This is a genomic window from Lysobacter fragariae (genome assembly GCF_054779775.1).
This window is the reverse complement of record NZ_BAAGXP010000003.1, coordinates 98,994-124,414: the sequence shown is the minus strand read 5'-3', so window position 1 is coordinate 124,414 and position 25,421 is coordinate 98,994. Positions and strand designations below refer to the sequence as shown.

The following is a 25,421-nucleotide window of genomic DNA, read 5'->3' as shown; positions in this document are numbered from 1 at the left end:
GTGTGTGCGGTGACGTCGTGGGCGGGCCGCCCGCGCGGCATCATTGATCCGGTGTGTGTGTGACGTCGTGGGCGGGCCGCCCGCGCGGCATCATCAATTCCGGTGTGCCGCGTCTTCGTGGGCGAGTTCATTGCTGCTTGGCGCCGCCGTAGCACAGCGTCGCCAGCGCGCCTGCGCCATTCACGCCGGTCGCCGCCTGCGCCGCGCCGGCCAGCAGCGTGCGCTGGATCTGTCCACGCGCCGGCTGCGTCTCGATGCAGCGCAATTCCGCGCCACGACCGTAGAGCGTGATCGCCTGCAGCTGCTTCGCCATGGAAGCGTCGGTGGGCGTGAGCGTCATCGTCCAGCGTTGCCGCGTGCCCTGCGTGGCGAGGCGGTAGTGCTGTTCCAGCAGCTTGCGGTCGCCCGAGAGCAGCGCGCCGAAGCTCGCCTGCAACCCTGCCAGTTCCGGCACCCGCGCCAGCGAAAAACGCCGCGGCGTGCGTCCATTGCGCGAGATCTCCACTTCGCCCGCACGGATCGTGGTTTTCTCGGCGTAGGGCGCGGTGACTTCGCGCACGAGGGTCGCGTCGTCGGGGCGCTGGTATTCGCCCTGCAGGCGCAGCGGCTTTTTCAGCAGGACCGAACCGCGCAGCTCGACGAACGCCGTGCGCATCGGCGCTGGTCGTGCCAGTTTGGCGAGGATCCAGTCGGCACCCACCGGCTGGTCGCCCTTCGCCTCAGGCGATGCGGCCTGCAGGGAGGTCGCGGCGAGCAGCAGGGTCGCGCACAGCAACAGTCGCATCATCGGTCTGCCAGAAGTCGTAGAAGTTGAACCAGTTGTAGGGCGCGTCCAGCGTGTGTCGCTGCAGGCGCGCGGCGTAGTCGAGCACCAGGCCGGCGATCACCTGCATGCGGTTATTGCGTGGCGCGGTTATCGGGCCGCTGAACGGCTCGAACACCAGGTCGTAGCGGTTGCCGCCACGGTACAGGCCGAAGGCCAGCGTCACCGGGACATGCAGTGCCGCGGCGATCAGCCACGGCGCGGTCGGGAAGCGGGCTTCCTCGCCAAGGAACGGCGCCGGCACGAAGGACTCGCCCGTCGCCACGCGATCGACCAGCAGCGCGACCAGCTCACCGGCGTCGACGGCTTCCTTGATCGCCAGCACGATGGTCGGGCCGTCCTGGCCGGCATCGATGATCCCGCGCGCCAGCTCGGGGTTGAGTGCGTCGAGCAGCTGCTGCATCGCCGCGTTGTGTTTCTTGTCCAGCAGCACGCGCACGCGGATCCCGGGGCGGCGCGTGGCCAACGCGCGCAGGGCGTCGAAGCTGCCCAGGTGCGAGCCGAACACCAGCGCGCCGCGTCCAAGCTGCATCTGCGCGTCCAGCGCTTCCAACCCGCTCACGCGTATGTCGAAGCGCTCCATCTGCCCACTGAGGAGGAACACGCGATCCAGGATGGTGGATGCGAACGTGTGGATGTGCCGCGCCACGTGGCGAAGACCCGGCGGCCGGGGCAGCACGCGGGCGAGGTAGGCGAGCGAGGCGCGCCGCTCCGGCCCGCGCAGCAGCAGGAAGTAGCCGGTGATCGGCCACAGCAGGAGGCGCGCGACGAGGCGGCCGCCGCGACGGGCAATCGTCCGGATCAGCCAGATGGCGAAGAAGCCGCCGCCCTCGGGTCGCTGCTTCCAGTGTCCGTCGCTCATGCCACGACCACTTCGCCGCTGGCGAGCAGGTCGCCATCGCCGCCGCCGGGCAGCTGGCGCAGCACGCGGAAGCGCCACGCGCACCCGCCGGCCTCCATCGAACGCGACTCCAACGCGATGCGCGCGGTTTCGCCGGGAAGCAGCGGCTGCTGGAACTTCACCTGCGGCAGGCGCAGCGGCCCCAGCGGACCGTGGGCGGCCTCGATCGCGTCGACCACGCGGTCCAGCACCACGACCCCGGCCACGAGCGGGCGTCCGGGGAAGTGTCCGGGCAGGCTGGGATGGTCGTGGGGAATGGTGAAGTGCATGCAACGAGTAGGGTGCCGACGCTGGGGCGGCAATTATGCAATGGGGTGAAGGGCCGGCCCACGGCTCAGCCAGGGCATCGGGGGTTATTGATGCCGCGCCGGCCCACGGCTCAGCCGGGGCATCGGGTGTTATTGATGCCGCGCCGGCGGCCGGCGATGCCAGGTCGCGGGCCTTTTGCCATCCGGCGCGTAGCGAGAAATCTGGTTCTTTTTGGACGATGAAGCGACTCGTGTCCAAAATCCATCAGCCGCGGGCGCGGCCGCAACACCCTCGTGATCGCGGGCGCACGGTGGGCCCTACCGGAACACCCCACGCCAGAACTCCGGCCCCAGCTGCGCCATCTGGCGCAGGAACTGGAAGAAGTTGTCGTACGGCCGATGCGGGAAGATCCGCCGCCGCAGCGCGTATTCGCCCAGGAAAAATCCGCCGACCACGCCGTAGTTGAGCAGGTTGGCGATCAGCGACCACGACTGCCGCGGGATCGCCCAGGCCGGCACCATCCCGGCGGGCACGTAGCCCAGTTGCGCCAGCACCCCGCCCGGCACCGCGACCAGCGCCAGTCCGCCGTTGACCAGTGCCAGCACGGCCTGCAGGACTGCCCACGCAGCGGTGAGGTTGCGGGTATAGCGGTAGAGCTCCGGCGGCAGTTGCGCCGGCGTGGTCCGGTCCATCGCGGCCACTATCCGGGTGATCGCGGGATCGCGCGGCGCACGCAGGGTGCGGCCGAACAGCCAGGCCAGCAGGCCCAGGAACAACACCGGTGGCGCCAGCAGCAATACCTGCGTCTGCGGCGTGCGCGACAGCGCCGCCAGTCCAGCTACGAGCACGGCGAACAGCCCCCAGGCCCAGGCGCGACCGCGCAACAGCGGGTCGACCAGGAGCACCAGCATCAGGTCGCCCAAGGCCACGGCCGCAGCCCAGCCAGTGCCATCGTGGCTGGCCCAGTGCGCCAGCAAGGGATATGCGAGCGCGAAGGCCACCCGCGCCGCGGCGCGGATCCTCGCGTCGACCATGGCGGTCAGGCCGCCTTGTTCAGCTGGACGTGCGCCGACAGGGCGCGCAGCGAGGCGAAAATCCGGCGGTTTTCCTCGCTGTCCGAGCGCAGCTGGAACCCGTATTGCTTCGAGATCGCCAGCGCCAGCTCCAGCGCGTCGATCGAATCCAGGCCCAGGCCGTCGCCGAACAAGCGTGCCTCCGGGTCGATCCCGTCCGGCGCCACGCCCTCCAGGTTCAGGCTTTCGACCAGCAGCTGGGCCAGCTCGAGTTCGGCGGAGGTCTGTTCAGACATCGGAAAATCCAGTACTTGCGGCAGGTCGGGGGCGCAACGATCCAGCATCGGGACCCGTCACGCAAGCGTCACGGACGCATCACAGCCCTTGGGGCACCGACTATCATGTCGCGATGACCGATCCGCACCTGACGCCGGCCGCCCCGACGGCCGCCCCGAACGCAGACTCCACCGCCCCGCAAGGCGCCCGGACCCCCAGCCAAACCCCGCTCGAAGTCGATGCAGTCGAAGTCGACGCACTCGAAGTCGATGTCCTGGTCATCGGCGGCGGGCCAGCCGGCACCACCGCGGCCACCTTCCTCGCCCGCAAGGGCCGCAAGGTGCTGCTGCTGGAGAAGGACAGCCACCCGCGCTTCCACATCGGCGAATCGCTGCTGCCGATGAACCTGCCGATCCTGCAGCGCCTGGGCGTGCTGGAACAGGTCAAGGAAATCGGCACCTTCAAGCCCGGCGCGGAATTCCCGATCGTCGGCGACGGCCAGGGCAATGGCCTGGCCTACAACACGTTCCGCTTCGATCGCGCGCTCAACCCGGTGTTCGGTTACGCCTACCAGGTCAAGCGCGAGGAATACGACCAGCTGCTGTTCAACAACGCCCGCGCCAACGGCGTGGACGCGCGCGAACGGGTCAAGGTGGAGTCGGTCGAGTTCGATGCCGACGGCCGCCCATGCCTAGCGCACGCGCGCAACGCCGATGGCAGCACCTTCACGGTGAAGCCGCGCTACATCGTCGACGCCAGCGGCCGCGACACCTTCTTCGGTAACCAGTTCAAGCTCAAGCAGAAGAACAACCTGCACGCGTCGGCAGCGATCTTCAGCCATTTCACCGGCGTGGAACGTCGCCCGGGCAATGACGCCGGCAACATCACCGTGCAGCGCTTCTCCCATGGCTGGATGTGGCTGATTCCGCTGCGCAACGACGTGATGAGCATCGGCGCGGTGTGCTTCCCGGAATACCTGAAGCAGCGTCGCGGCGAGAGCGAAGCGTTCCTGATGAAGACGATCATGGGCGAGCACCAGGTGGCCGCGCGCATGACCGACGCGCAACGCGTCGCGCCCGTGCACGTGACCGGCAACTACTCCTACACTTGCTCGCGGATGACCGGCCCGGGCTGGGTGATGGTGGGCGACGCGTATGCATTCGTCGATCCGGTGTTTTCCTCGGGCGTGTACCTGGGCATGAACAGCGGCGAGCAGGCCGCGGACGTCGTCGACGGCGCACTGCGCGAACCGGCGCGCGAAGCCGAGCTGCAGGCGGCGATGGTCGGCCGCCTCAAGCGCGGCCTGAAGCACTTCCAGTGGTTCATCTACCGCTTCAACACGCCGGTGATGCAGCACCTGTTCAACAATCCGCGCAACGTGTGGCAGGTGGAACAGGCCGTGATCTCGATGCTGGCCGGCGACGTCTTCGACAACCCGGAAGTGCTCAAGCGCCTGCGCGTATTCCGCCTGATCTACGCGCTGACCGCACTGCAGCTGGCGCCGCGCGCGTTGCGTGGCTGGCTGCGCCGCAAGCGCGCGGTGAAGGACGACTTCAGCGGCGACACGCTGCAGCCGGGCAACCCGTGAGCGCAGTGCAACATCTCGCCATGCCTGCGCAGCTGCAGGTGGATTACGTCGACGCGGCGCCGGAAGCGGTGCTCGCCGAAGCCGACACCCTCGCCGTGTTCGGCTTCGGTACGCAAGCGCCGCATCACGACGACCCGCGTTATCTGCGCGTCGGTCTGCAACCCGCAGGCCCCGCACCGCTCGAATGCTGGCGCGGCTGCGGCCCGGTCACGCACGGACGCGATGGCAACGTCGCCTGGGCGGAAGACGGTGCGCTGCAGTTCGGCGCGATCGAAATCGACGAGATCGGCGTCAACGAAACCGGGGCAGCCACCAGCGACGGCGACATCGAAGCCACCGCCGCCGCGATCTACGCGCGCCTGATCGAATTCACCCGTGCGCGCGGCTATCCGCACCTGCTGCGCATGTGGAACTACCTGGACGGCATCACCTCGGGCGATGGCGATGCCGAGCGCTACCGCGTGTTCTGCGTCGGCCGGGCGCGCGGGCTGGGCGAGTTCGACGCGCAGGCCCTGCCCGCCGCGACCGCCATCGGCCGCAGCGACGACCTGCGCCGCCTGCAGGTGTACTGGCTGGCGGCGCGTGAATCCGGCGCGCCGCTGGAGAACCCGCGCCAGGTCAGCGCCTACCGTTACCCGCGCCAGTACGGGCCGCAGCCGCCGAGCTTTGCCCGCGCGATGCTGCCCGCGAGCCCGTCGATGCCGTTGCTGCTATCCGGCACCGCCGCGGTGGTCGGACACGAATCGCGCCACGCCGACGACGTTGCCGCGCAACTCGACGAAACCCTGGTCAACCTCGACAGCCTGCTCGCGATCGCGCACGCGCGACGCGCGGACGTGCCCCCGCGCATGGGCGCAGGCACGCACCTGAAGGTGTACGTGCGCGACCGTGCCGAAATGACGCACGTCGCGCAGCGGCTGCGCGAGAAACTGGATCCATCGGTGTGCTTCGTCGTCCTGCATGCGGCGATCTGCCGGCGCGAGCTGCGGGTGGAAATCGACGGCTCGCATGCATCCTGATCTGCAGGGCGCACGCGACCCCTGCCGTTGGCTCACTTGAACCTACCCTCGCACGACGCCATCTTGTGTCCGTCGGCCGCGCTGCGGCCCGCTTCGAGGAAAACGTCGATGGGTGTGATCAGTCTGCTTTGGGGCATCGTCGCCATGTGCTGGATGGTGCTGGCGCTGATCCCGGTCATCGGCATCACCAACTGGCTGCTCATCCCCTTCGCCGCGGTGGGCGCAGTCATCGCCGCGATCGGCATCGCCCTGACCAGCCGCGAGAAGCGCGGCCGCGCCAAGGCCGGACTGGTGCTCAACGGCATCGTGATTGTGGTGGCGGCGATCCGGCTGAGCATGGGCGGCGGGCTGATCTGACCCGTAGCGCCGGACTTGCCTGGCACCCGAGGCAACGCACCAGGCCGTCGTTCCGTGGCGTCCGTAGCGCCGAGCTTGCTCGGCACGGTTTGTTCGCTCGACACGCTTCTCCCGGCAGCGCACGCGTAGTGCCGATCAAGCTCAGCACTACGCGGCGGGACGTGCGGCCAGCAGGGCCTGCGTATGCGGATGTCGCGGCGCCCGCAGCACATCGGCCGTCACGCCGGTTTCGACGATACGCCCGTTCTCCAACACCGCGATGCGCTCGGCCACCGCTGCCGCGGCAGCGAGATCGTGGGTCACGAACAGCAGCGCCAGCCCGCGCTCGCGCTTGAGTCTCGCCAGCAACTGCAGGATCGCGCCGCGGTGGTGCGCGTCGAGCGCGGACACGGCTTCATCGCACACCAGCAGGTCCGGATCGGTCGCCAGTGCGCGCGCGATCGCGATGCGCTGGCGCTGGCCGCCGCTGAACTGGTGCGGATAGCGATCGAGCATCGTCGCTTCCAGTCCCACTGCCTGCAGCAGTTCGGCGGCACGGACACGACGGGAAGCGCCATCGCCGCGTCCGTGGATGCGCAACGGTTCGGCAACGACGTCGGCGATGCGCAGGCGCGGATCGAGCGAGGCGTAGGGATCCTGGAACACCACGCCCATGCGCGCGCGCAACTGTCGCAGTCGTGCGCGATCAAGCGTGGCGAGTTCGACGCCATCGAAGCGAACGCTGCCATGCGCCCCGCGCAACAGTCGTAACAGCACCCGCCCGAGCGTGCTCTTGCCGCTGCCACTTTCGCCGACCAGCGCCAGGCCTTCGCCGCGATGCAGATCGATGGAGACGTCATCGAGCGCATCACGCGGCGCACGCGGATAGCGCACCCGCAGGTGTTCACCGCGCAGCAGTAGCGGCGATGTCGTATTCGACGCCGGCAAAGGTTCCAGTCGGTCCGCGGCAAGCAGTTCCCGCGTGTAGGCGTGTTGCGGGGCGGCGAACACAGTGCGTGTTTCGCCCTGCTCCACCACGACGCCTCGCCGCAGCACCAGCAGGCGCTGCGCATACGCCCCCACCAGTGGCAGGTCGTGGCTGATCAACAGCAGCGACAGGCCTTCCTCGCGTCGCAGCGTGTCCACCAGGTCGAGGATCTCGCGCGCGATGCGCGCATCCAGCGCGGACGTGGGTTCGTCGGCGATCAGTACGCGCGGTCGTGCCGCCAGCGCCAGCGCGATCGCGATGCGTTGGCGCTGGCCACCGGAGAACTGGTGCGGGTACTTGCGCAGCGCGACGACGGGTTCGGGCAGTTGCACGCGGGCGAACAGCGCCTGCGCTTCGCGCCTGGCGTCGTCGCGCGAGACGCCGCGCATCACGCGCAGGGTTTCAACCAGCTGCGAACCAACCGTGCGCAACGGATGCAGGCTGGCGAGCGGATCCTGCGGCACCCAGCCGAGAACGCGGCCGCGCAGGGCGGCGTGGTCGCGCGAGGCGCCTGTCCGAAGCGCCGCACGATGCTGCGACGCCAGCGCTATATCGCAGTCGTTACCACGCAGCAGTCCTTGCGCACGCAGGCCGGTAGGCAGCAACCCGAGTAACGCCAATGCGGTGAGGCTCTTGCCGCTACCGCTCTCGCCGACCAGGCCAAGGCATTCGCCGGCGTTCAACTGCAGCGACAGCGGGCCGAGCAACGTGCGTCCGCCGACAGCGACGGACAGGTCGTGCAGGGCAATCACCGGTTCGTTCATGCGGCCGCACTCTCGCGCTCGAGGTGCCCGCTTTCATCGTGTCCGCTTCCACCCCGTCCGCTTTCACCCCGCACGTCCAGCCAGTCGCGCAGCCCGTCGCCAAGGAACTGGAACGCCGCCAGCGTCGTCACCAGGAATATCGCCGGGAACAGCAGCGTCCACGGTGCGCTGTCGAGTTCCTGCACACCTTCGCTCAGCAGCGTGCCCCAGCTCGCCGAAGGTTCGTCGACGCTCAGGCCGAGGAAGCCGAGGAAGCTTTCCACCAGGATGGCCTGCGGCAGGATCAGGCCGAGGTAAACGAACGCCAGCGGCAGCAGATTCGGCAGCACGTGCCAGCGCAGCCGCTGCGAAAAATCCGCGCCCGCCGCCTGCGCCGCCAGCACGAACGGCGCCTCGCGCAGGCGCGCGGCCTCCGCGCGCATCACCCGGGCGAGATCGATCCAGACGTAGCCGCCGATTGCCGCCAGCAGCAACCCGAGCGAGCGCTCGAACAGGGTCAGCAGCAGGATCACCACCAGCAGGAATGGCAACGCACTGAAGACATCGAGCACGCGCAGCATCGCGCGTTCGACGCGGCCGCCAGCCAGGCCGGCCACCGCGCCATAACCGAGCCCGATCACCAGCGCGACGATGCTAGACAGCAGCCCGATGGTCAGCGACAGCCGCCCGCCTGCGAGGGTGCGGGCGAAGACGTCGCGCCCGATCGCATCGGTGCCGAACCAGTGCCCGCCGACGCCCGGCCGGACTGACATCGCCCCCCAATCCGGCAATTGCGGGCCGAACCGGCTGGCCAGTGGCGCCAGCCAGCACAGCAGCGCGAGCACCGCAAGCACCAGCAGGCAGGCGGTGGCGAGGACGGGAAGCGGGCGTCGGGACATCCTCCGAATGCTACTGGCCCCGTCGCAGGTGTCATACGCCCGTGGCATGTCCTTATGCCGCTACCCGGGTTGACGACCCCGATTAATCCATATTAAATCGATAGGAAATGATGACCCAGAAGGCCAAGTACGGATTGCGTGCCATGTGCGCCCTCGCCCAGGGGGGGCAGGAATGGCTGCAGGCGCGTGCCATTGCCAAGGAAGCCAGCGTCCCGGAGAAGTTCCTGGAGACGATCCTGGTCGACCTGCGCCGGGCGGGCTTCGTACAGAGCCGGCGTGGCCAGGCCGGCGGGCATGCACTGGCACGGCCGGCGGCGGAAATCATGGTCGGCGACCTGATCCGCGCCATCGACGGCCCGCTGGCACCGGTGCGCTGCGCCAGCATCACCGACTACAAGCCGTGCACCGATTGCGTGGACCCCGAGCATTGCTCGATCCGCGAGCTGATGCGGGCGACCCGCGAGGCCCTGTCCGGCGTGCTGGACCAGTGCACCCTGCATGCGCTCAACGATCGGACCCAGCAGGAACCCAGGAATCGCACCCGAACCGGAGACCCTTGATGAGCAAGCGACCCTCCTCCGTGGATCTGCAACCGGCCACCCTGGCGGCACCTGGCCAGCCACAGCCCGGCGGCCACGGCACCGCCGGACCCGACGCGGCGATCCTCGATCACGAGCGCGAAGTCCTCGAAGCGATCCGCGGCACCCGTTTCGGCACCGTCGAAATCACCGTCCACCAGTCCCGGATCGTGCAGATCACCCGCAGCGAGAAGCTGCGCTTCGAACCGCGCTGATCGAATCCCCAAGCCCGTACCGGCCTGCCTGTTGCAGGCCGAAATCCCCAACGGCACTGACCGGACCACCGGAGGTGCTTCTCGACTCCCAGGAGAAGCCATGTCACTGGTACGCCCCCTTCTGCTGCTGGCCCTGAGCGCCAGCGCACCCGTCCTTGCCCAGGACACCCCTTCCCCCGCCGGCGACAGCACGGCCGAGCAACGCCAGATCGAGGCCCTGACCCGCCGCTTGCAGGCGCTGGAACAACGCCTCGGCACCACCGCGCCCGCGGACGCCACGGCGGCCCCGGACACCGCAGGCAACGACCTGGCCAGCCTCGACCAGCGCCTGCGCGTACTGGAACGCAAGCTGGAGCTGCAGGCCGAGGAAAGCGCGGCAAAGGCGGCGAAGGATCCGGTGGTGAGCCTCAGCCCGAAGGGCCTGTCGATCAAGTCGCCGGCAAGCGACGGCATCGAGGTCAAGCTGAAGGCCCTGGTCCAGGCCGACGGCCGCTTCTTCGTTGGCGACGACCGCAACCCGCAGAACGACGGCTTCCTGCTACGCCGCGCGGAACCGACGCTGGAAGGAAGCTGGGGCCCGCTGGTCGGTTTCCGCATCCAGCCCCAGCTGGCCGGTGACACCGCGACGCTCAACGATGCCTACGTCGACCTGCGCTTCGACCCCCGCGCCACCCTGCGCGTAGGCAAGTTCAAGGCGCCCTTCGGACTGGAACAGCTGCAGTCCACCGCCGGCCTGGCCGTCATCGAGCGCGGCCTGCCCACCGAGCTCACGCCCGCACGCGACTACGGCGTGCAGCTGCAGGGCGAGTTCGCCAGCAGCACGCTGAACTACGCGATCGGCGTGTTCAACGGCACAGTCGACGGCCGCGACGCCGTGTCCAGCAATCCGGACAACGAGCTGGAAGCCGCCGCGCGCGTGTTCTGGGAGCCGTTCAAGAACGATGCGAACGCGTGGTCCGGCCTGGGCTTCGGCCTGGCCGCCAGCGTCGGCGACACCACCGGCACCGGCAGCAACTTCCTGCCGCGCTACCGCACGCCGGGCCAGGTCCAACTCTTCGGCTACCGCAGCGACGCCGCCGCCGCGGGCCTGCGCCGTCGCTGGTCGCCGCAGGCCTACTACTACGCCGGCCCGATCGGGCTGCTGGGCGAGTACGTGACCTCCGAACAGGAAGTGCGCCTGGCCACCGGCGCCAATGCCGGCCGCGCCGTACACCTGGAAAACACTGCCTGGCAGGTCGTAGGCAGCTGGGTATTGACCGGCGAGGACGCCTCGTACCGCGGTGTCACACGGCCTAACCATCCTTTTACAACCGGTGCGGCAGGCTGGGGCGCCCTGGAACTGGTGGCGCGCTACGGTGAACTCGATGTCGACGACGACGCATTTCCGTTGTTCGCCGATCCGGCGAGCGCCGCCAGCCGGGCGCAGGCATGGAGCGTCGGCCTCAACTGGTATCTCACCCAGAACCTGAAACTCGTCGCCAACTACACCCAGGCGACCTTCGACGGCGGCGCTGCCAACGGCGGCGACCGCGAGGATGAGAAGACCTTGTTCACCCGCGCACAGATTTCCTTCTGAGGAGACCGACGACCATGACCTCCCATTTCCGCAACGGACTGTTCGCCCATGCCCTGCTTGGCGGCGCCCTCCTTGGCGGTGTCCTGCTCGCCGGCACCGCCAGCGCCAAGGACGTCGAACTGCTGAACGTCTCCTACGATCCCACGCGCGAGTTCTACGCGGAGGTGAACACCGCGTTCGCCGCGCAGTGGAAACAGCAGACCGGCGAAACGCTGACGATCCGCGCCTCGCACGGCGGTTCGGGCAAGCAGGCGCGCTCGGTCATCGACGGTCTGGAAGCCGACGTGGTGACACTGGCGCTGTCGGGCGACATCGATTCGATCGCCAGCAACGGCAAGCTGCTGCCGGCCAACTGGCAATCGCGGCTGCCGCACAACAGTGCGCCGTACACCTCGACGATCGTGTTCCTGGTGCGCAAGGGCAATCCCAAGGGCATCAAGGATTGGGCCGACCTGGCCAAGCCCGGCGTTGCGGTGATCACGCCAAACCCCAAGACCTCCGGCGGCGCGCGCTGGAACTACCTCGCCGCGTGGGCGTGGGCGTCGCGTGAGTATCGCGATGGCGGCAAGGTCGTCGACTTCCTCACGCGCCTGTTCCGCAACGTGCCGGTGCTCGACACCGGCGCGCGCGGCGCGACCACGACCTTCGTCGAGCGCGGCATCGGCGACGTGCTGATCGCGTGGGAAAACGAAGCCCTGCTCACCCTCGCCGACCCGGACACACGCAGCAAGTACGAGATCGTCGTGCCCAGCATCAGCATCAAGGCCGAGCCGCCGGTGGCCTGGGTCGACAAGAACGTCGCCAAGCACGGCACGCGCAAGCAGGCCGAAGCCTACCTGCGCTTCCTGTACACGCCGGAAGGGCAGCGCCTCGCCGCCAAGCATCACTACCGCCCGGCCGAACCGGACAAGGTGCCGGCCGCGGAACTGGCCGAGTTCCCGAAGGTGGTGCAGGTCACGATCGACGGCGCCTTCGGCGGCTGGAAGAAGGCGCAAGCGGAGCACTTCGCCGATGGCGGCTTCTTCGATCGCATCTACCAGCCGAAGTAACCACGAAGCAAAGACATTGGCGCCGCCCGGATGGCGGCGCCAGTCTCGTCCGCCCCACCGACACCACCCGTCACAACGGAAGCACGCACCACGATGAGCGCAGTCGCACTCCCGTCCCTCAAAGCACCGCGCGTGCGCCGGCCGTTGCCCGGTTTCGGCCTCAGTCTGGGGCTGGGCCTGGCGTGGCTGAGCCTCGTGGTGCTGCTGCCGTTGCTCGCGTTGACGGTGCGCGCCGCCGGCCTGGGCGTCGATGGCTGGCTGCACGCCATCCAGGACCCGCGCGTGCAGGCGGCGTTGAAACTCAGCTTCAGCGCGTCGCTGATTGCGGCGCTGGTTTCACTGTTCGCGGGCGGGCTGATCGCGTGGGTGGTCACGCGTTACGAGTTCCCCGGCCGGCGATTGATCGATGCGCTGGTCGACCTGCCCTTCGCTTTGCCCACCGCAGTCGCCGGCATCGCGCTGACCGCGATCTACGCGCCCAATGGTTGGGTCGGCCGCCTGCTCGAGCCATACGGCATCAGGGTCGCCTACAGCTCGCTGGGCATCGTCATCGCCCTGATCTTCATCGGCCTGCCATTCGCCGTACGCACGGTGCAGCCGGTACTGGAAGCGCTGGGCAATGAGCAGGAAGAAGCCGCGGCCTCGCTCGGCGCGAGCCGCTTCACCACGCTGCGCCGGGTGATCCTGCCGGAGTTGTTGCCGGCGCTGCTGACCGGCTTCTCGCTGGCGTTCGCCCGCGCGCTGGGCGAGTACGGCTCGGTGATCTTCATCGCCGGCAACAAGCCGTTCGCGACCGAGATCGCACCGTTGCTGATCACCATCCGCCTGGAGGAATACGACTACAACGGCGCGATTGCGATAGCCGCTCTGCTGCTGGCGGCGTCGTTCCTGTGCCTGCTGGCGATCAACGCGATTCCCTTGCTGTTCGCGCACGAGCGCAGGGGAGGTTCGCGATGAGCACGGCGGGCACGAAACACCTCACCGAACCGACGTGGCTGCGCTGGCTGCTCATCACCCTGGCGGTCGCGACCATCGCGCTGCTGGTGGTGCTGCCGTTGCTGATGGTGCTCGGCGCGGCGTTCGGCGACGGCTTCCACGCGTGGTGGGCGGCGCTCAAGGAACCCTACGCACTCGACGCACTCAAGCTCACGCTGTTCACGGCAGCGGTCGTGATCCCGGTCAACGCGATCTTCGGCACGTTCATGGCGTGGGCGGTGACGCGCTTTGAATTTCCGTTCAAGCGCGTCCTGCTTGCATTGATCGACCTGCCCTTCGCGGTGTCTCCGGTGGTGGCCGGCCTGTGCCTGGTGCTGTTGTTCAGCACCACCCATGGCTGGTTCGCATCGCTGCTCGAAGCGTGGGACATCAAGATCCTGTTCGCGCGGCCGGGCATCGTGCTGGCGACGTTGTTCATCACCTTCCCGTTCGTCGTGCGCGAGCTGATCCCGCTGATGCAGCAGCAGAGCAGCGACGAGGAACTGGCCGCACGATCGCTCGGCGCCGGCGCATGGACGATGTTCCGCCGCGTCACCCTGCCCAACATCAAGTGGGGCCTGTTGTACGGCGTGCTGCTGTGCGGCGCGCGCGCGATGGGCGAGTTCGGCGCGGTGTCGGTGGTGTCCGGACACATCCGCGGACTCACCAACACGCTGCCGCTGCATATCGAGATCCTCTACAACGAATTCGACAGCACGGCGGCGTTTGCCGCGGCGTCGCTGTTGAGCGGATTGGCGCTGGTGACGCTGGTGGTGAAGTTCTGGCTGGAGGCACGCCACGGCGATGCGCTGGCCAAGACCCATCGGAGGCATTGAGTGATGCGCACTGACCTGTCCCTGCCCGGTGCGCCGGTGATGCAAATCCGCGTCCATGCGAGCCGAGGCGCGGCCAAGACGCACCGACGCCACTGATACCACCCCGCACCGATCCGAACACACCGATCCGCCCCCCGACTACCAACGCGACGACCCGACATGAACGTGGTGAGATTCCCCCTCGAAGACGCCCGCACGACCGGCGCCCACCCCGCCCCACGGCACGCCGCCGATGGGTCATCATCGGGCCACATCACGCCTGAGGTGCCCCGTCGCGGCATGGAACTGCACATCCGCCAGCTCAGCAAGCGTTACACCGATGTCGCCGCGCTCGACGCGGTCGACCTCGACGTCGCTTCGGGCGAGCTGGTCGCATTGCTGGGTCCGTCCGGCTCCGGCAAGACCACGCTGCTGCGCATGATCGCGGGCCTGCTGCACGCCGACAGCGGTCAGGTGCTGTTCGGCGGCAAGGACGCGACGCGCCTGAGCCTGCGCGAGCGCAATGTCGGCTTCGTGTTCCAGCACTACGCCTTGTTCAAGCACATGACCGTGGCCGAGAACATCGCCTTCGGCCTGCGCAGTCGTCCGCGTTCGAAGCGGCCGGACAAGGCGACGATCAAGCGCCGGGTCGACGAACTGCTGTCGCTGATCCAGCTGCCGGAACTGGGCGAGCGCTATCCCGAGCAGCTGTCCGGCGGCCAACGCCAGCGTGTCGCCCTCGCCCGCGCACTCGCGATCGATCCGACCGTGCTGCTGCTGGACGAACCCTTCGGTGCACTCGACGCCAAGGTGCGCGTCGACCTGCGGCGCTGGCTGCGCCGCCTGCACGAGCAGACCGGACAGACCACGCTGTTCGTCACCCACGACCAGGAAGAAGCGCTGGAGCTCGCCGACCGCGTCGTCGTCCTGCGCGAAGGCCGCATCGAGCAGGTCGGTACGCCCCACGAGATCTACAGCGCGCCGGCGTCGGAATACGTGTTCGACTTCATCGGCCGCGCGAATGCGCTGGAAGGTCGTGTCGAAGCGGGCCGGTTCATCACCACCGGACAGTCGCACGCCTTTGCCACGGACACGCGCGATGGCGCCGCACGCCTGTATGTGCGCCCGCACGATCTCGCGCTGGTACGCAACCACGAAGGCTGGGGCGCGCGCGTGGTCGCGGCGCATCGCCTCGCCGATCGCGTCACGTTGGAGCTCGACATCGAAGGCCAGGCTCGGCCGCTGGAATTCGACTTCGCCGCCACTCCGGACGTGGACACGCCGGCGTTGGGCAGCCTGATCGCGGTGAAGCCGCTGCGTTACCAGGTGTATCCGCGATAGCCCACGGAAATCGCTGCCATCCCGGGCGCGGCGAGGGATCTGTTTTTGGGTAGCCCATCCAAAAGCTCCGCGGTTCGTTGGCACAGGCCGCGGGCGCGGCATCTACACTGCCGTGATTGGATTCAGTCGTGGGCCGGCCCGTACAATGCCGCCCATGAGCTACCCCTACACGCGCCCGCGGCGGATGCGCCGCGACGACTTCTCGCGCCGGCTGATGCGCGAGACCGTACTGACCGCGAACGACCTGATCTATCCGGTCTTCGTGCATGAACTGAAGGGACGCGAAGCCATCGCTTCGATGCCCGGAATCGAACGCGTGTCGATCGACGAACTGCTCAAGGTCGCTGAGCAGGCGAGCGAACTGCGCGTGCCGGCACTGGCGCTGTTCCCGGTGACCGCGCCGGAAGCCAAGTCGCTTACCGCCGAAGCAGCGTGGGCCGACGACGGCCTGGTGCAGCGCGCGGTGCTTGCGCTCAAGCAGCGCTTCCCGGAGCTGGGCGTGATCACCGACGTCGCGCTCGATCCGTACACCTCGCACGGCCAGGACGGCCTGGTCGACGACAGCGGTTACGTGCTCAACGATGAAACCGTGGAAGCACTCGTGCAGCAGGCGTTGTCGCATGCGCGCGCCGGCGCCGACATCGTCGCGCCCAGCGACATGATGGACGGCCGCATCGGCGCCATCCGTGGCGAACTGGAAGGCGAGGGTTTCATCCACACCCGCATCCTCGCCTACAGCGCCAAGTACGCCAGCGCGTTCTACGGACCGTTCCGCGACGCGGTGGGTTCGGCCGGCGCGCTCGGCAAGGGCAACAAGTACACCTACCAGATGGACCCGGCCAACTCCGACGAGGCGCTGCAGGAAGTCGCGCAGGACATCGAGGAAGGCGCGGACATGGTGATGGTGAAGCCGGGCCTGCCGTACCTGGACATCGTGCGCCGGGTGAAGGACGAATTCGGCGTGCCGACGTTCGTCTACCAGGTCAGCGGCGAGTACGCGATGCTCAAGGCCGCCGCACTCAACGGCTGGATCAACGAGCGCGCCTGCGCGCTGGAAGCACTGACCTCGATCAAGCGCGCCGGTGCAGATGCGGTGCTGACCTACTTCGCGCTGGATGCGGCGCGCTGGTTGCGCGAAGGCTGATTGGAACGTTCGGCGGCCCGCGGGTAACGTCCGGCATGGGCCTGCTTCGGAGCGTGCGGCAATCCCGATTCGTCGCAGCACTGGCATCGCTGGTGCTGGGCGCCGGTGTCATCGTGGTGTGCATGGCGCTGGTCGCCTATTCGGCGCTTTCACTCGTGGCCGGGATCCCGATGGCCCTGGCGCGACGCATCCGTAACGCGCGTCGACGGGCCTGACGCTACCTGACCGCAGCCCGCGAGTTACGGGCCGCGAATGGCATGCCGCATCACCGACAGCCCGGCTTCCCCGTCGCCGTCGGCGCCTTCATCCGGTAGATGTCCAGCTTGCCCGCGCGCGGCGCCTTCGCCGCACCGCTGACCAGCAGCTCGCCGGGCTTGTTCCAGTCGACCGCCGGCGCAAACGTCCACGAGTCGGCCGTATTGAACGACAGCGTCAGCGGCGATGCGCCCGCGTAGCGCTTGCCGTCGCATTGCGCGACGAACAGCTGGATCGGCTTCTCGTCCACGTTCGCCGAGCGCGCGAAGACGATCGCGCGACCGTCGTCGAGCCATGCGGCGTCGAAATCGTCGGCCTTCGTATTCACGCCGGGCACCGCGGTGGGCTTCACGAACGCGCTCCCGTCCCAGCGCGCGACGAACAGGTCGTGGCGACCGGCGCCACCGAAACCGTCGCTGGCGAACAGCAGCGCCTCGCCGTCGCGACTGGGCGTGGGCGCCCATTCGTCGCCTTTGCTGTTCACGCCCGGGCCGAGGTTTTCCACCGCGCCGAAATTGCCGTCGTCGCGGACGCGGGCCCGGTACAGATCGTCGCCACCCAGGCCACCATCGCGGTTGGAGAAGAAGTACAGCCAGCGACCATCGCCGCTGAACATCGGATCGAAGTCGTTGGCTTTCGTATTGATCGGCAGCGGCCGCGGGTCCTGCCAGCGGCCGTCCTTCAGCGTGGCCTGCCACAGGTCCCAGCCGCCGGCGCCGCCGCTGCGGTCGGTGCTGCCCCAGACGATGTGCCGGCCATCGGGACTGATGGTCGCGCGTACTTCGGCGGCCGGCGTGGAGACCACGCCCATGCCTTCGATGCCGAATTCAGCCAGGGCCCGCACCTGTCCGACAGGTGCCAACGCGAGTGCCAGTCCGGCGATGGGAAGTAAGCGCATCGGCAAAATCCTGTGGGGCTGGGTGTGGAATGTGGACAGTTTGCCAAACGGACGCCATCGCAAATCGTGGCGCGCGGCACACCGGCTGCACGCGGGAGTAAACTCGAACCATGGCGCGGCCGATCCGGCCCACCGATCGCGTTGTCTTCCACGTATTCCGCGCCAAGGAGCCGCCATGTCCGCATTGCACGCTTCCGTCCAGCGTTTCGCCGTCATCGGCCACCCCGTCGCCCACTCGCTGTCGCCGCGCATCCACGCGCAGTTCGCGCGACAGGCCGGAATCGCGCTGGAGTACACCGCGATCGACGCGGCGCCGGAGGATTTCGATGCGGTGCTGGCCGAGTTCGCGGCCGAAGGCGGCATCGGCGCCAACATCACCTTGCCGCACAAGACCCGTGCAGCGCAGATCTGCACCTACCTGAGCGACGCCGCCAAGCGCGCCGGCGCGGTGAACACCCTCATCCGCTCGGAGACCGGCTGGCACGGCGACAACACCGACGGTGTGGGCCTGGTGCGCGACCTGACCGAACGCCAGGGCCTGGACCTGCGCGCGCGCCGCACCCTGCTGGTCGGTGCCGGTGGCGCCGCCCGCGGCGTGGCCCCGGCGTTGCTGGATGCCGGCATCGGCGAACTGTTCATCGTCAATCGCACCGCAGAACGCACCGATGCGCTCGCCGACGCGCTCGGCCAGCCAGGTCGCGTGCATCCGCGCTATTTCGACGACCTGCGCACGCTGGGCAGCTTCGACCTGATCGTGAACGCCACGTCCGCCGCGCGTGAAAGCGGCCTGCCGACGCTGCCGATGAGCCTCATCGCACCGCGTAGCGCCGCCGTCGACCTGAGCTACGGCGAGGTGGCAATTCCCTTCCTTGCCTGGGCGAAGGCCGCGGGGGCGCACGACGGCGTGGACGGACTGGGCATGCTGGTCGAGCAGGCCGCCGAGAGCTTCCAGCGCTGGCATCACGTGCGCCCGGAGACCGATGCCGTATACGCGATGTTGCGCGAACGCGACGCGGCACTGGTCACGGCGGACTGATCCGCATCGCGTGACCTGCTCTGTCCTGACCTCCTGGCCCCGCACAACGCCATGAACTGCCGCGAACGTTGCGGCGCCTGCTGCATCGCGCCTTCGATCACCTCGCCGATTCCCGGAATGCCGCACGGCAAGCCGGCCGGCATTCCCTGCGTGCAGTTGGACGAGAACTACCGCTGCCGCTTGTTCGGCAAGCCGGAACGACCGGCCTTCTGTGCGTCATTGCAGCCGCAGGCATCGATGTGCGGCGCGGACCGTGACGAGGCACTGGCGTGGATTGCGACACTGGAGCGGGTGACGCAACCCTGACGTACGCGGTCGCCGAGACCGTCGATCGCGAGCTAAGCGAACGGCGGGCCAAGGCCCGCCCTTACAGCAAGCCGCCCCGCTTCACGTCCAGGTATTTCTCTACCAGCGCGGCCGCCAGTTGATCGCAGGCGACGTCCAGCACCATCACGCCGTGGTGGCGCAGTGCATCGTGCGCGGCATTGCGCTGTTCGACGTACTGCGCGGTGGCACCGGCGCGGATCGCGGCCGGCAGGTCGCCCACGTCCTGCGCCAAGGTGGAATCCAGCGCGCCTTCACGCAGGCTGGCCACGCACACCAGGTGGCGCTTGCGCAGCATCTGCACGGCGGCGAGCAGGTCGTCCATGTCCTCGTCGCGCAGGTTGGTGACCAGCATCACCAGCGCACGACGGCGCTGGCGCAGGAACAGCTCCGTCGCCGCCTGCAGGAAGTCGGTCGCCACCGGCTTGGGTTGCAGCGCATAGCTGGCGCGCAGCAGGTTGTCGATCGCACCGACGCCGCGCTGCGGTGGGACCCACGCGCTGTCGCCACCCGCGGCGAGCAGGCCGACGCCATCGCCCTGCCGCAGTGCGAGATACGACACGACCAGCGCTGCGTCGAGCACGTGGTCGAAATGCGCCAGCTCGCCATCGCGCGCAAGCAGGCGGCGACCGGTATCCAGCAGCAGCACCAGCTGCTGGTTCTTTTCGTCCTGGTATTCGCGCGAGATCAGGCGGCGTGCACGCGCGGTGGCCTTCCAGTCGATCTGGCGCAGGCTGTCGCCGACGCGGTATTCGCGCATCTGGTGGAAGTCGGTGCCTTCGCCACGACGACGCTTCACGTGCGCACCGACCAGGCGCGAGGCCTGTTCCGCGCTGAACATCGCAAAGCGTGCCAGCGGCGCGAAGTTGGGGAACACGCGCACCTTCTGCGGCGCACCGGCCACGCGCGACTGCCGCCACAACCGCCACGGCGAGTGCAGGCGCAACTGCACGCCGTCGAAGCTGAAATCGCCACGTGCGTTGGCCTTCAGCGCGTAGTCGAGGCTCGCGCTCTCACCGCGTCGCAGCTGCAGGCGCCGCGGCAATCCTTGCATCGCCCAGCTGCCTGGATGCAGGTCGAAGACGTCCAGTTGCTGCGCACCGGCGGCTTCCAGCTTCAGCGTGACCGGGCGTTCGACGCCGATCGGCCAGGTATCGGGCACGCGACGCTGCACGCCGGGCGTGGCCTGCCGCGAAACACGCCATGCGTCCAACGCCGCGATCAGTGCCAGCACCGCGCCGCTCGCCTGCCATGCGATCGCCGGCAGGTAGCCGATGCTCGCCGCCAATCCGACGCCCGCCCACAGCACGAACAGCACCAGCATCGCCGGTGCCGGGCGTGGCCAGCCGCGCGGTGGTGTCGCCCGTTGCGTCATTGCCGCGGCGCTTCCACCTTGGCCAGCAGCGCGTGCAGCACATCGTCGGGTTCCTGGCCTTCGATCTGTAGTTCCGGCGCCAGGGCGATGCGGTGGCGCAGCGCCGGCTTGGCGATCTCGCGCACGTCATCGGGAGTGACGAAATCGCGACCTGCCAGCACCGCCTGCGCGCGCGCGGCCCGCACCAGCGCAAGGCTGCCGCGCGGACCCGCGCCCAGCGAGATGCCGGCCCAGTCGCGCGTGGCGGCGACAATGCGCACCGCGTAGTCGATCACCGCGTCGTCCACCGTCACCAGTGCGGTGCCAAGCTGCATCGCGACGATCTCCTGCGGGCCGACCACGGTCTTCACCTGCGACAGGTCGAAGTCCGATGCCATGCGTCCCTGGCTCACCGCCGCGACCATCTTCTTCTCATCATTGCGCGAGGGATAACCGATCAAAACCTTGAGCAGGAAGCGGTCAAGCTGCGCTTCCGGCAGCGGATAGGTGCCTTCCTGTTCGACCGGGTTCTGCGTGGCCAGCGTCAGGAACGGCGGCGGCAGTTCGAAGCTGTGGCCTTCGATCGTCACCTGCAGTTCCTGCATGGCTTCAAGCAGTGCGGACTGCGTCTTCGCCGGCGCGCGATTGATTTCGTCGGCGAGCAGCAGGTTGGTGAATACCGGGCCGCGACGAATGTTGAAGGTTTCCGTCTTCGGGTCGTACACGGCGTGGCCGCTGATGTCGCTCGGCATCAGGTCCGGGGTGAACTGCACGCGGGCGTAGCCGCAGTCCAGTGCCTTCGACAGCGCACGTACCAGCAAGGTCTTGCCCAGGCCCGGCACGCCTTCGATCAGCGCATGGCCGCCGGCGAGCAGCGCGATCAGCACCTGGTCGAGCGCATCGGCCTGGCCGATGAACGCCTTGCCGACTTCATCGCGGATCGCGACCGCGCGTTGCGCAAGTGCGTCGCCGGTGATGGGCGTGATGCGCGGCGGCGTGGCGACGTGGTCCGGAGCCAGCGGCGGGACCAGCACTTGTGAAAGCGGGGTGTCGCTCATAGTCGGTTTCTCAGTCGGATCAGGGTGGCGATGCGGGAACGGAACGCGGCGTGGTCGTTGGCGAACGGAGGCATCAGGGCGTCACGGATATCGTGCGTCGCAATGTCGGGGAAACGCTGGCTGAGCAGCGCCAGCTGCGGTTCGCCCTCCAGCGCTGCGGCTTGTGGATCGCGCCGGCGCAGGCGCGCCAGGAATGCGTTACGCACGGCGGCGTAGAGCAGGTGGGCGTAACCGTAACGGTAGGCGTGTTCGCCGCTGGCGACGATGTGTTCGAGCAGGGAGCGGCGTTCGGCCGGCGGCGCGACCAGCAGCGGCCCCTGGCGCTGCATGCGCGCCCACAGCCACAGCAGCAGCGCCAGCAACAGCGGTCCCCACGCCATCCAGCTTCGCAACAGCAACGTGGACCACAACGAGGGCATCTCCGCCGCATAGACCAGGTGCACGGTGCCCGCGCGGTAGTTGGGCGCGAGTAGCTGGCGCGCGAAGTCGGCGTTGGTGCGGTCCCCGAGGTGGTCGTTGTCGATCGGATCGAGATCGGCCAGCACATCAACCCGCCCGGCGCCGCGCACGATTCGCGCGAAGACATAGCCGTTGCTCAGGTCGCCCCAGCTGCGCTCCGGGTTTGCGCCCGTGAGCGAAAAACGGCGCGCACCGCAGAACAGGTAGCCGGTGCTGCGCGCGTCTGCCGTGTCGGCGCTCGCCTTGTCGTCGTCGACGGATGCGGGCGCATTGCTGTCATCGCTGTTGTCGCCCGCATCCGGCGCCAACGTCGGCACCGGCCCCGGGCTGCCCTTGCGCAGCAATGGCAGGTTGTCGGCCCGGCCTGTATGCAACGTCTCACACTCGCTCTCGCGGTTGTCCGGCAGTGGCACCAGCTTGAGCGCCTCCAGCAGCGGCGTCGGCGCATTCCTCGCCATGAAACCGTGCGGCGGCGTGCGCACGATCAAGTGGCCGCCGCCTTCGACCCAACGCAGCAGCGTCGAAACTTCCTCGCTGGTGAGCGTGCGCGGGTCGTTGAACAGGACCAGCGTGTCGCGTGGCGCCAGCTTCACCTGCGGCTGCGACCGCGTGCCCGACAGCATTTGCAAGCGACGACGCGCGTTGACGCGGATGTCGTCCTTCTCGAGCGCGAGCTTGAGCGCGAACAGCGGATTGGTACGCGCCTCGCCGATGCGCGGCATCTCCTGTCGCACCTGCACGCGCTTGTAGGTAAACAGGAACCACGCGGTCAGCGCACCGGCTACCACCAGGCCCAGCACGGTCAGCCACGCGTTGCGTTGTGCCTCCCGGGAAACGCTCATGGCGTCGCCCCCGCGCCCTGCCAGCCGAAGCGTCGCGCGAGCACGCCCAGCAGTTCGTCGAACTCCTCCGCGGCCGGCAACCCGTGTGCGTAGGCGGCGATCTGCCACGTGCGCACGGCACGGGCGAAGGCATCACGGTCCTCGGCCGACGGCATCTGCCGCGATGCGCGCAGCGTGTGGGCTTCGGTCGCACCGGGCACCAGCACCACGTTGGCACGTCGCACCATCGCGTCGACGCTGGCGCGGTAGAGCAGCGCCAGCGCATCGCGCTCGCGGCCAGCGCGCCACAGCCGGCGTGCAGCAGCGGGAATGTCCTCGGGCAGTGGCGCGTCGTCGGCGAGCACCGTCTCGCGACTGACCTCGCCCCGTTCGCGCTGCTCACGCGCCGTTGCATCGCGCAGCCACGCCACCCAGCGCGGCGACGTCAGCGCCAACGCCAACAGCAACACGCCCACCACGACCCACAACCCGTACTCGCCGATCAGCGCGAACAGCTGGCCGAGCCCACTGAAGTCGCCCTTGCGCTCCGCGCGCTCCTGCGGATTGCGCGGCACCCAGCGCGATACCGTGCGATGGGGCGTGACGCGCGGGTCGTCGTACGCACGCTTCACCGACTGGCGCCAATCCTCATGAACACTCGCGTCCACGCCGAACACGCTGCGCAACGTCGCGTTGTCGCCACCCGGAGACTCTGTCGCAGCCGTGTCCGTGCGCCCGCACTGGCGCATCTCATGGGGCGGCGGCTCATCCTGCGCCGCGGCCGTGCGTGGCCAACCCATGCCCACCGCGCACAGCCCCACGCACAACGCGAGCAGCAGCGGCGAGGCCGCCTGGGTGAGGCGGGCACGCAACCGCCGGAACACGATCTCGATGTCCCATGCTTCGATCTGGGTGCGACGGTTGAGGTACAGCCCGAAGCCCGCGCCGATGTAGAACGGCTCCACCAAGCTGGTGGCCGTCCACATCACGGCGTTGATGCACAGCTGCAACCAGGTCGGCTGCGACTCCATCACGTTCCAGAGGCGTGCGGCGGTTTCCCTGGCGAATTCATTGGGAACGAACAGCATCACCCCGACCACCAGTCCCAGGCAGATCGCCAGTTCGAAGTTGGCGAACACCACCGTCTGCAGCGAGCCCACGCCGTACATCGGCGCGCCAATCGCACGACGCCGCGCACGCGCGGCTTCACCGCGGCCGCCTTCGAGGAAATCCACCGGCAGGTAGACCGAGCGCAATGGCCCCAGGCGTCGCCACAGCAGGTAGGCGGGCAGCCAGCGCAGCCCCCAGCTCAGCTGTGCGCGCAGCGTTTCCCGCAGCGGCGGCACGTGACCGAACACCGCACGCGACAGCACATACAAAGGCACGCGATCGAAGGCGGGCTTGAGCCACCACATCAGCAGCCCCGCCAGCCACGTCGTATCGATCGACCAGCACAGCAGGTTGGCGAGCGCGAACAGCGGCAGTGTCAGCGCCAGCCATGGCGCCCACACCGCGGCCGCGTGCCGCCGCACCAGCGCGCTGCCGAGTTCACCCGCTTCCCAGGCGCTGCGCGGCCGCAGCGCGACGGTGAGGTCTTCGATCCTCATGCGCGCGAGGCCCCGGCGCGCTGCGACCGCATGACCGCAAGATCATCGAAGGTCGCGCCGGCGCGTCCGCCGCGCCACAACCACACCGCGATCCCGCCCCACAGCAATGCCGCCACCGAATACTTGATCGCCGCCGGCATCCAGCCGATCGACGACCAGAACGCTTCCACAAAGGCGGCGAACGTCAGCATCGCAAACACGCCCAGGCACAACAGCGCGCCGCGTCGGCCCCCGTCGGCCAGCGCATCGGCGCGCGAACGCTGTCCGGGCGCGATCAGGTTCATGCCGATGCGCAGGCCGGCGCCACCGGCGATCACCACGCCGGTGAGCTCGGGCGCCGAATGCCCGCAGACGAAACGCCAGAACGGGTCGCCGTGGCCCACTGCCTGCAGGTGTCCGGCGACGCCGCCGATCACCAGGCCGTTGCTTACCAGCACGTAGACCGAACCGATCCCGGAAATCAGCCCCAGCGCGAAGGTGCGGAAGCCGATGCTGATGTTGTTCCAGATGTACATGCCGAACATCGCCAGGTCCGTACCGCTGTCGCGACCGAGTTTCTGTGCCGCGTCGGCTGGGTCGTACATCGATTCGAATTGCGCGAGCTGCATCGGGTCGAACATGGCGCTGGACAGGTTCGGTTCCAGCTGGATCGCGATGAAGACCGCGACCAGCGGCACCCAGAACAGCAGCGCGGCGGCCAGCATCACGCCTTTTTCCTCACGCACCAGGCGCGGGAAGCCAGCGGCGAGGAACTCCACCGCCTTGCGCACGCGCACAGCCGGCGTGCGGTACAGCACGCCATGGCCGCGATCCATCAGCTGCTGCAGGCGATCGGTCACCACCGGGCTGTAGCCGCGACGCCGCGCCAGCGCGAGCTGCTGGCACAGGCGCCGGTAATGCGCGGGCATCTCGTAGTCGGACAAGCCTTCCCAGCCGCGACGCTCGCGGCGTGCGCGTTTCGCACTCTCGCCGCGCACATCGAGCCAGTGCTCGAACGCGTCCCACTCGGCGCGATGGCGGTGGACAAAGGTTTCCTGCTTCATGCGACGGACGGCCGTAACGGGGTCGGGGTCGAAATTCG

Annotated in this window: 26 protein-coding genes and 1 pseudogene; 14 read left to right on the top strand and 13 right to left on the bottom strand. The window is 68.5% G+C overall.

What is annotated here, in order from left to right:
- Window positions 1–127 precede the first annotated feature (127 nt).
- The 5 genes from ACYVD7_RS05420 to ACYVD7_RS05400 form a co-directional block, all read right to left on the bottom strand.
- Entirely contained in the window at window positions 128–784 is a 657-nt protein-coding gene (locus ACYVD7_RS05420) for a LolA-related protein (RefSeq protein WP_460760084.1), read from the bottom strand.
- Entirely contained in the window at window positions 720–1,685 is a 966-nt protein-coding gene (locus tag ACYVD7_RS05415; RefSeq protein WP_460760082.1) for an LpxL/LpxP family acyltransferase, read from the bottom strand. The genes ACYVD7_RS05420 and ACYVD7_RS05415 overlap by 65 nt, the downstream gene beginning before the upstream one ends.
- A complete protein-coding gene (locus ACYVD7_RS05410; RefSeq protein WP_460760079.1) occupies window positions 1,682–1,993 on the bottom strand; it encodes a hypothetical protein in 312 nt (103 codons plus the stop codon). Before ACYVD7_RS05410 ends, ACYVD7_RS05415 begins: the two co-directional genes overlap by 4 nt.
- A 297-nt stretch (window positions 1,994–2,290) precedes the next feature.
- Complete coding sequence (locus ACYVD7_RS05405; protein ID WP_460760076.1) at window positions 2,291–3,007, bottom strand: COG4648 family protein; 717 nt, start codon at window positions 3,005–3,007, stop codon at window positions 2,291–2,293.
- Window positions 3,008–3,012: 5 nt separating this feature from the next.
- Window positions 3,013–3,282: a phosphopantetheine-binding protein gene (locus tag ACYVD7_RS05400; protein ID WP_460760074.1), complete on the bottom strand. Its 270-nt coding sequence runs from the start codon at window positions 3,280–3,282 to the stop codon at window positions 3,013–3,015.
- Between the two features lie 113 nt (window positions 3,283–3,395).
- On the opposite strand from ACYVD7_RS05400, the pseudogene ACYVD7_RS05395 reads away from it, so the two are divergent.
- The 3 genes and pseudogenes from ACYVD7_RS05395 to ACYVD7_RS05385 all read left to right on the top strand — a co-directional run.
- Window positions 3,396–4,863 (top strand): annotated as a pseudogene (locus ACYVD7_RS05395) (NAD(P)/FAD-dependent oxidoreductase); the annotation flags it as partial.
- A gap of 7 nt (window positions 4,864–4,870) precedes the next feature.
- Window positions 4,871–5,869 (top strand): chorismate transformation enzyme, FkbO/Hyg5 family, encoded by a 999-nt coding sequence (locus tag ACYVD7_RS05390; protein ID WP_460760071.1) that lies wholly within the window; start codon window positions 4,871–4,873, stop codon window positions 5,867–5,869.
- Between the two features lie 108 nt (window positions 5,870–5,977).
- Entirely contained in the window at window positions 5,978–6,226 is a 249-nt protein-coding gene (locus ACYVD7_RS05385) for a hypothetical protein (RefSeq protein WP_460760069.1), read from the top strand.
- A 147-nt stretch (window positions 6,227–6,373) separates the two neighbouring features.
- On the opposite strand, the gene ACYVD7_RS05380 is transcribed toward ACYVD7_RS05385, so the two are convergent.
- Together ACYVD7_RS05380 and ACYVD7_RS05375 are read right to left on the bottom strand one after the other, a co-directional pair.
- Window positions 6,374–7,957 carry a dipeptide ABC transporter ATP-binding protein gene (locus ACYVD7_RS05380; protein ID WP_460760067.1) on the bottom strand — a complete coding sequence of 528 codons (1,584 nt, stop codon included), beginning with the start codon at window positions 7,955–7,957 and terminating at the stop codon, window positions 6,374–6,376.
- The gene (locus ACYVD7_RS05375) at window positions 7,954–8,835 is read right to left on the bottom strand and encodes an ABC transporter permease (protein ID WP_460760064.1); all 882 of its coding nucleotides are present in this window, start codon (window positions 8,833–8,835) and stop codon (window positions 7,954–7,956) included. Before ACYVD7_RS05375 ends, ACYVD7_RS05380 begins: the two co-directional genes overlap by 4 nt.
- A 107-nt stretch (window positions 8,836–8,942) precedes the next feature.
- Between ACYVD7_RS05375 and ACYVD7_RS05370 the strand changes: the two genes are divergently transcribed.
- From ACYVD7_RS05370 to ACYVD7_RS05330, 9 genes are all read left to right on the top strand, one after another.
- Entirely contained in the window at window positions 8,943–9,395 is a 453-nt protein-coding gene (locus ACYVD7_RS05370; RefSeq protein WP_460760062.1) for an RrF2 family transcriptional regulator, read from the top strand.
- Window positions 9,395–9,628 carry a YezD family protein gene (locus tag ACYVD7_RS05365; protein ID WP_460760059.1) on the top strand — a complete coding sequence of 78 codons (234 nt, stop codon included), beginning with the start codon at window positions 9,395–9,397 and terminating at the stop codon, window positions 9,626–9,628. Before ACYVD7_RS05370 ends, ACYVD7_RS05365 begins: the two co-directional genes overlap by 1 nt.
- Before the next feature lie 100 nt (window positions 9,629–9,728).
- On the top strand, window positions 9,729–11,204 hold the full coding sequence (locus tag ACYVD7_RS05360; RefSeq protein WP_460760056.1) for an OprO/OprP family phosphate-selective porin: 1,476 nt from the start codon (window positions 9,729–9,731) through the stop codon (window positions 11,202–11,204).
- Window positions 11,205–11,218: 14 nt separating this feature from the next.
- Window positions 11,219–12,253, top strand: coding sequence for a sulfate ABC transporter substrate-binding protein (locus ACYVD7_RS05355; protein WP_460760053.1), 1,035 nt, complete (start codon window positions 11,219–11,221; stop codon window positions 12,251–12,253).
- A gap of 93 nt (window positions 12,254–12,346) precedes the next feature.
- A complete protein-coding gene (gene cysT, locus ACYVD7_RS05350; RefSeq protein ID WP_460760051.1) occupies window positions 12,347–13,210 on the top strand; it encodes a sulfate ABC transporter permease subunit CysT in 864 nt (287 codons plus the stop codon).
- The gene (gene cysW / locus ACYVD7_RS05345) at window positions 13,207–14,064 is read left to right on the top strand and encodes a sulfate ABC transporter permease subunit CysW (protein ID WP_460760048.1); all 858 of its coding nucleotides are present in this window, start codon (window positions 13,207–13,209) and stop codon (window positions 14,062–14,064) included. The genes cysT and cysW overlap by 4 nt, the downstream gene beginning before the upstream one ends.
- A 279-nt stretch (window positions 14,065–14,343) precedes the next feature.
- Window positions 14,344–15,384 (top strand): sulfate/molybdate ABC transporter ATP-binding protein, encoded by a 1,041-nt coding sequence (locus tag ACYVD7_RS05340; protein ID WP_460760046.1) that lies wholly within the window; start codon window positions 14,344–14,346, stop codon window positions 15,382–15,384.
- Window positions 15,385–15,538: 154 nt separating this feature from the next.
- Entirely contained in the window at window positions 15,539–16,528 is a 990-nt protein-coding gene (gene hemB, locus ACYVD7_RS05335; RefSeq protein ID WP_460760044.1) for a porphobilinogen synthase, read from the top strand.
- Between the two features lie 35 nt (window positions 16,529–16,563).
- A complete protein-coding gene (locus tag ACYVD7_RS05330) occupies window positions 16,564–16,743 on the top strand; it encodes a hypothetical protein (protein ID WP_460760041.1) in 180 nt (59 codons plus the stop codon).
- A gap of 50 nt (window positions 16,744–16,793) precedes the next feature.
- Here the strand turns inward: ACYVD7_RS05330 and ACYVD7_RS05325 are convergent, their stop codons facing one another.
- Window positions 16,794–17,681 carry a TolB family protein gene (locus tag ACYVD7_RS05325; protein WP_460760038.1) on the bottom strand — a complete coding sequence of 296 codons (888 nt, stop codon included), beginning with the start codon at window positions 17,679–17,681 and terminating at the stop codon, window positions 16,794–16,796.
- A 175-nt stretch (window positions 17,682–17,856) separates the two neighbouring features.
- On the opposite strand from ACYVD7_RS05325, the gene aroE reads away from it, so the two are divergent.
- Window positions 17,857–18,717, top strand: coding sequence for a shikimate dehydrogenase (gene aroE / locus ACYVD7_RS05320; protein WP_460760036.1), 861 nt, complete (start codon window positions 17,857–17,859; stop codon window positions 18,715–18,717).
- A 51-nt stretch (window positions 18,718–18,768) separates the two neighbouring features.
- On the top strand, window positions 18,769–19,023 hold the full coding sequence (locus ACYVD7_RS05315) for a YkgJ family cysteine cluster protein (RefSeq protein ID WP_460760034.1): 255 nt from the start codon (window positions 18,769–18,771) through the stop codon (window positions 19,021–19,023).
- 61 nt (window positions 19,024–19,084) lie between these two features.
- Here the strand turns inward: ACYVD7_RS05315 and ACYVD7_RS05310 are convergent, their stop codons facing one another.
- Genes ACYVD7_RS05310 through ACYVD7_RS05290 form a run of 5 tightly spaced genes read right to left on the bottom strand, consistent with a single transcriptional unit; the run spans window position 19,085 to window position 25,383 of the window.
- A complete protein-coding gene (locus ACYVD7_RS05310) occupies window positions 19,085–20,416 on the bottom strand; it encodes a DUF58 domain-containing protein (protein WP_460760031.1) in 1,332 nt (443 codons plus the stop codon).
- Complete coding sequence (locus tag ACYVD7_RS05305) at window positions 20,413–21,453, bottom strand: AAA family ATPase (RefSeq protein ID WP_460760029.1); 1,041 nt, start codon at window positions 21,451–21,453, stop codon at window positions 20,413–20,415. Before ACYVD7_RS05305 ends, ACYVD7_RS05310 begins: the two co-directional genes overlap by 4 nt.
- Window positions 21,450–22,754 carry a DUF4350 domain-containing protein gene (locus ACYVD7_RS05300; RefSeq protein WP_460760026.1) on the bottom strand — a complete coding sequence of 435 codons (1,305 nt, stop codon included), beginning with the start codon at window positions 22,752–22,754 and terminating at the stop codon, window positions 21,450–21,452. Before ACYVD7_RS05300 ends, ACYVD7_RS05305 begins: the two co-directional genes overlap by 4 nt.
- On the bottom strand, window positions 22,751–24,340 hold the full coding sequence (locus tag ACYVD7_RS05295) for a DUF4129 domain-containing protein (protein WP_460760024.1): 1,590 nt from the start codon (window positions 24,338–24,340) through the stop codon (window positions 22,751–22,753). Before ACYVD7_RS05295 ends, ACYVD7_RS05300 begins: the two co-directional genes overlap by 4 nt.
- A complete protein-coding gene (locus ACYVD7_RS05290; RefSeq protein WP_460760022.1) occupies window positions 24,337–25,383 on the bottom strand; it encodes a stage II sporulation protein M in 1,047 nt (348 codons plus the stop codon). Before ACYVD7_RS05290 ends, ACYVD7_RS05295 begins: the two co-directional genes overlap by 4 nt.
- Between the last annotated feature and the right edge of the window lie 38 nt (window positions 25,384–25,421).

Coding starts and splice junctions, on each gene's coding strand:
- ACYVD7_RS05295 (WP_460760024.1), bottom strand. CDS start 24,340: ATGAGGATCGAAGACCTCACCGTCGCGCTGCGGCCGCGCAGCGCCTGG.
- cysW (WP_460760048.1), top strand. CDS start 13,207: ATGAGCACGGCGGGCACGAAACACCTCACCGAACCGACGTGGCTGCGC.
- ACYVD7_RS05310 (WP_460760031.1), bottom strand. CDS start 20,416: ATGACGCAACGGGCGACACCACCGCGCGGCTGGCCACGCCCGGCACCG.
- cysT (WP_460760051.1), top strand. CDS start 12,347: ATGAGCGCAGTCGCACTCCCGTCCCTCAAAGCACCGCGCGTGCGCCGG.
- ACYVD7_RS05300 (WP_460760026.1), bottom strand. CDS start 22,754: ATGAGCGTTTCCCGGGAGGCACAACGCAACGCGTGGCTGACCGTGCTG.
- ACYVD7_RS05330 (WP_460760041.1), top strand. CDS start 16,564: ATGGGCCTGCTTCGGAGCGTGCGGCAATCCCGATTCGTCGCAGCACTG.
- ACYVD7_RS05410 (WP_460760079.1), bottom strand. CDS start 1,993: ATGCACTTCACCATTCCCCACGACCATCCCAGCCTGCCCGGACACTTC.
- ACYVD7_RS05370 (WP_460760062.1), top strand. CDS start 8,943: ATGATGACCCAGAAGGCCAAGTACGGATTGCGTGCCATGTGCGCCCTC.
- ACYVD7_RS05405 (WP_460760076.1), bottom strand. CDS start 3,007: ATGGTCGACGCGAGGATCCGCGCCGCGGCGCGGGTGGCCTTCGCGCTC.
- ACYVD7_RS05400 (WP_460760074.1), bottom strand. CDS start 3,282: ATGTCTGAACAGACCTCCGCCGAACTCGAGCTGGCCCAGCTGCTGGTC.
- ACYVD7_RS05355 (WP_460760053.1), top strand. CDS start 11,219: ATGACCTCCCATTTCCGCAACGGACTGTTCGCCCATGCCCTGCTTGGC.
- ACYVD7_RS05380 (WP_460760067.1), bottom strand. CDS start 7,957: ATGAACGAACCGGTGATTGCCCTGCACGACCTGTCCGTCGCTGTCGGC.
- ACYVD7_RS05390 (WP_460760071.1), top strand. CDS start 4,871: ATGCCTGCGCAGCTGCAGGTGGATTACGTCGACGCGGCGCCGGAAGCG.
- ACYVD7_RS05360 (WP_460760056.1), top strand. CDS start 9,729: ATGTCACTGGTACGCCCCCTTCTGCTGCTGGCCCTGAGCGCCAGCGCA.
- hemB (WP_460760044.1), top strand. CDS start 15,539: ATGAGCTACCCCTACACGCGCCCGCGGCGGATGCGCCGCGACGACTTC.
- ACYVD7_RS05290 (WP_460760022.1), bottom strand. CDS start 25,383: ATGAAGCAGGAAACCTTTGTCCACCGCCATCGCGCCGAGTGGGACGCG.
- aroE (WP_460760036.1), top strand. CDS start 17,857: ATGTCCGCATTGCACGCTTCCGTCCAGCGTTTCGCCGTCATCGGCCAC.
- ACYVD7_RS05325 (WP_460760038.1), bottom strand. CDS start 17,681: ATGCGCTTACTTCCCATCGCCGGACTGGCACTCGCGTTGGCACCTGTC.
- ACYVD7_RS05385 (WP_460760069.1), top strand. CDS start 5,978: ATGGGTGTGATCAGTCTGCTTTGGGGCATCGTCGCCATGTGCTGGATG.
- ACYVD7_RS05305 (WP_460760029.1), bottom strand. CDS start 21,453: ATGAGCGACACCCCGCTTTCACAAGTGCTGGTCCCGCCGCTGGCTCCG.
- ACYVD7_RS05365 (WP_460760059.1), top strand. CDS start 9,395: ATGAGCAAGCGACCCTCCTCCGTGGATCTGCAACCGGCCACCCTGGCG.
- ACYVD7_RS05340 (WP_460760046.1), top strand. CDS start 14,344: ATGGAACTGCACATCCGCCAGCTCAGCAAGCGTTACACCGATGTCGCC.
- ACYVD7_RS05415 (WP_460760082.1), bottom strand. CDS start 1,685: ATGAGCGACGGACACTGGAAGCAGCGACCCGAGGGCGGCGGCTTCTTC.
- ACYVD7_RS05375 (WP_460760064.1), bottom strand. CDS start 8,835: ATGTCCCGACGCCCGCTTCCCGTCCTCGCCACCGCCTGCCTGCTGGTG.
- ACYVD7_RS05315 (WP_460760034.1), top strand. CDS start 18,769: ATGAACTGCCGCGAACGTTGCGGCGCCTGCTGCATCGCGCCTTCGATC.
- ACYVD7_RS05420 (WP_460760084.1), bottom strand. CDS start 784: ATGCGACTGTTGCTGTGCGCGACCCTGCTGCTCGCCGCGACCTCCCTG.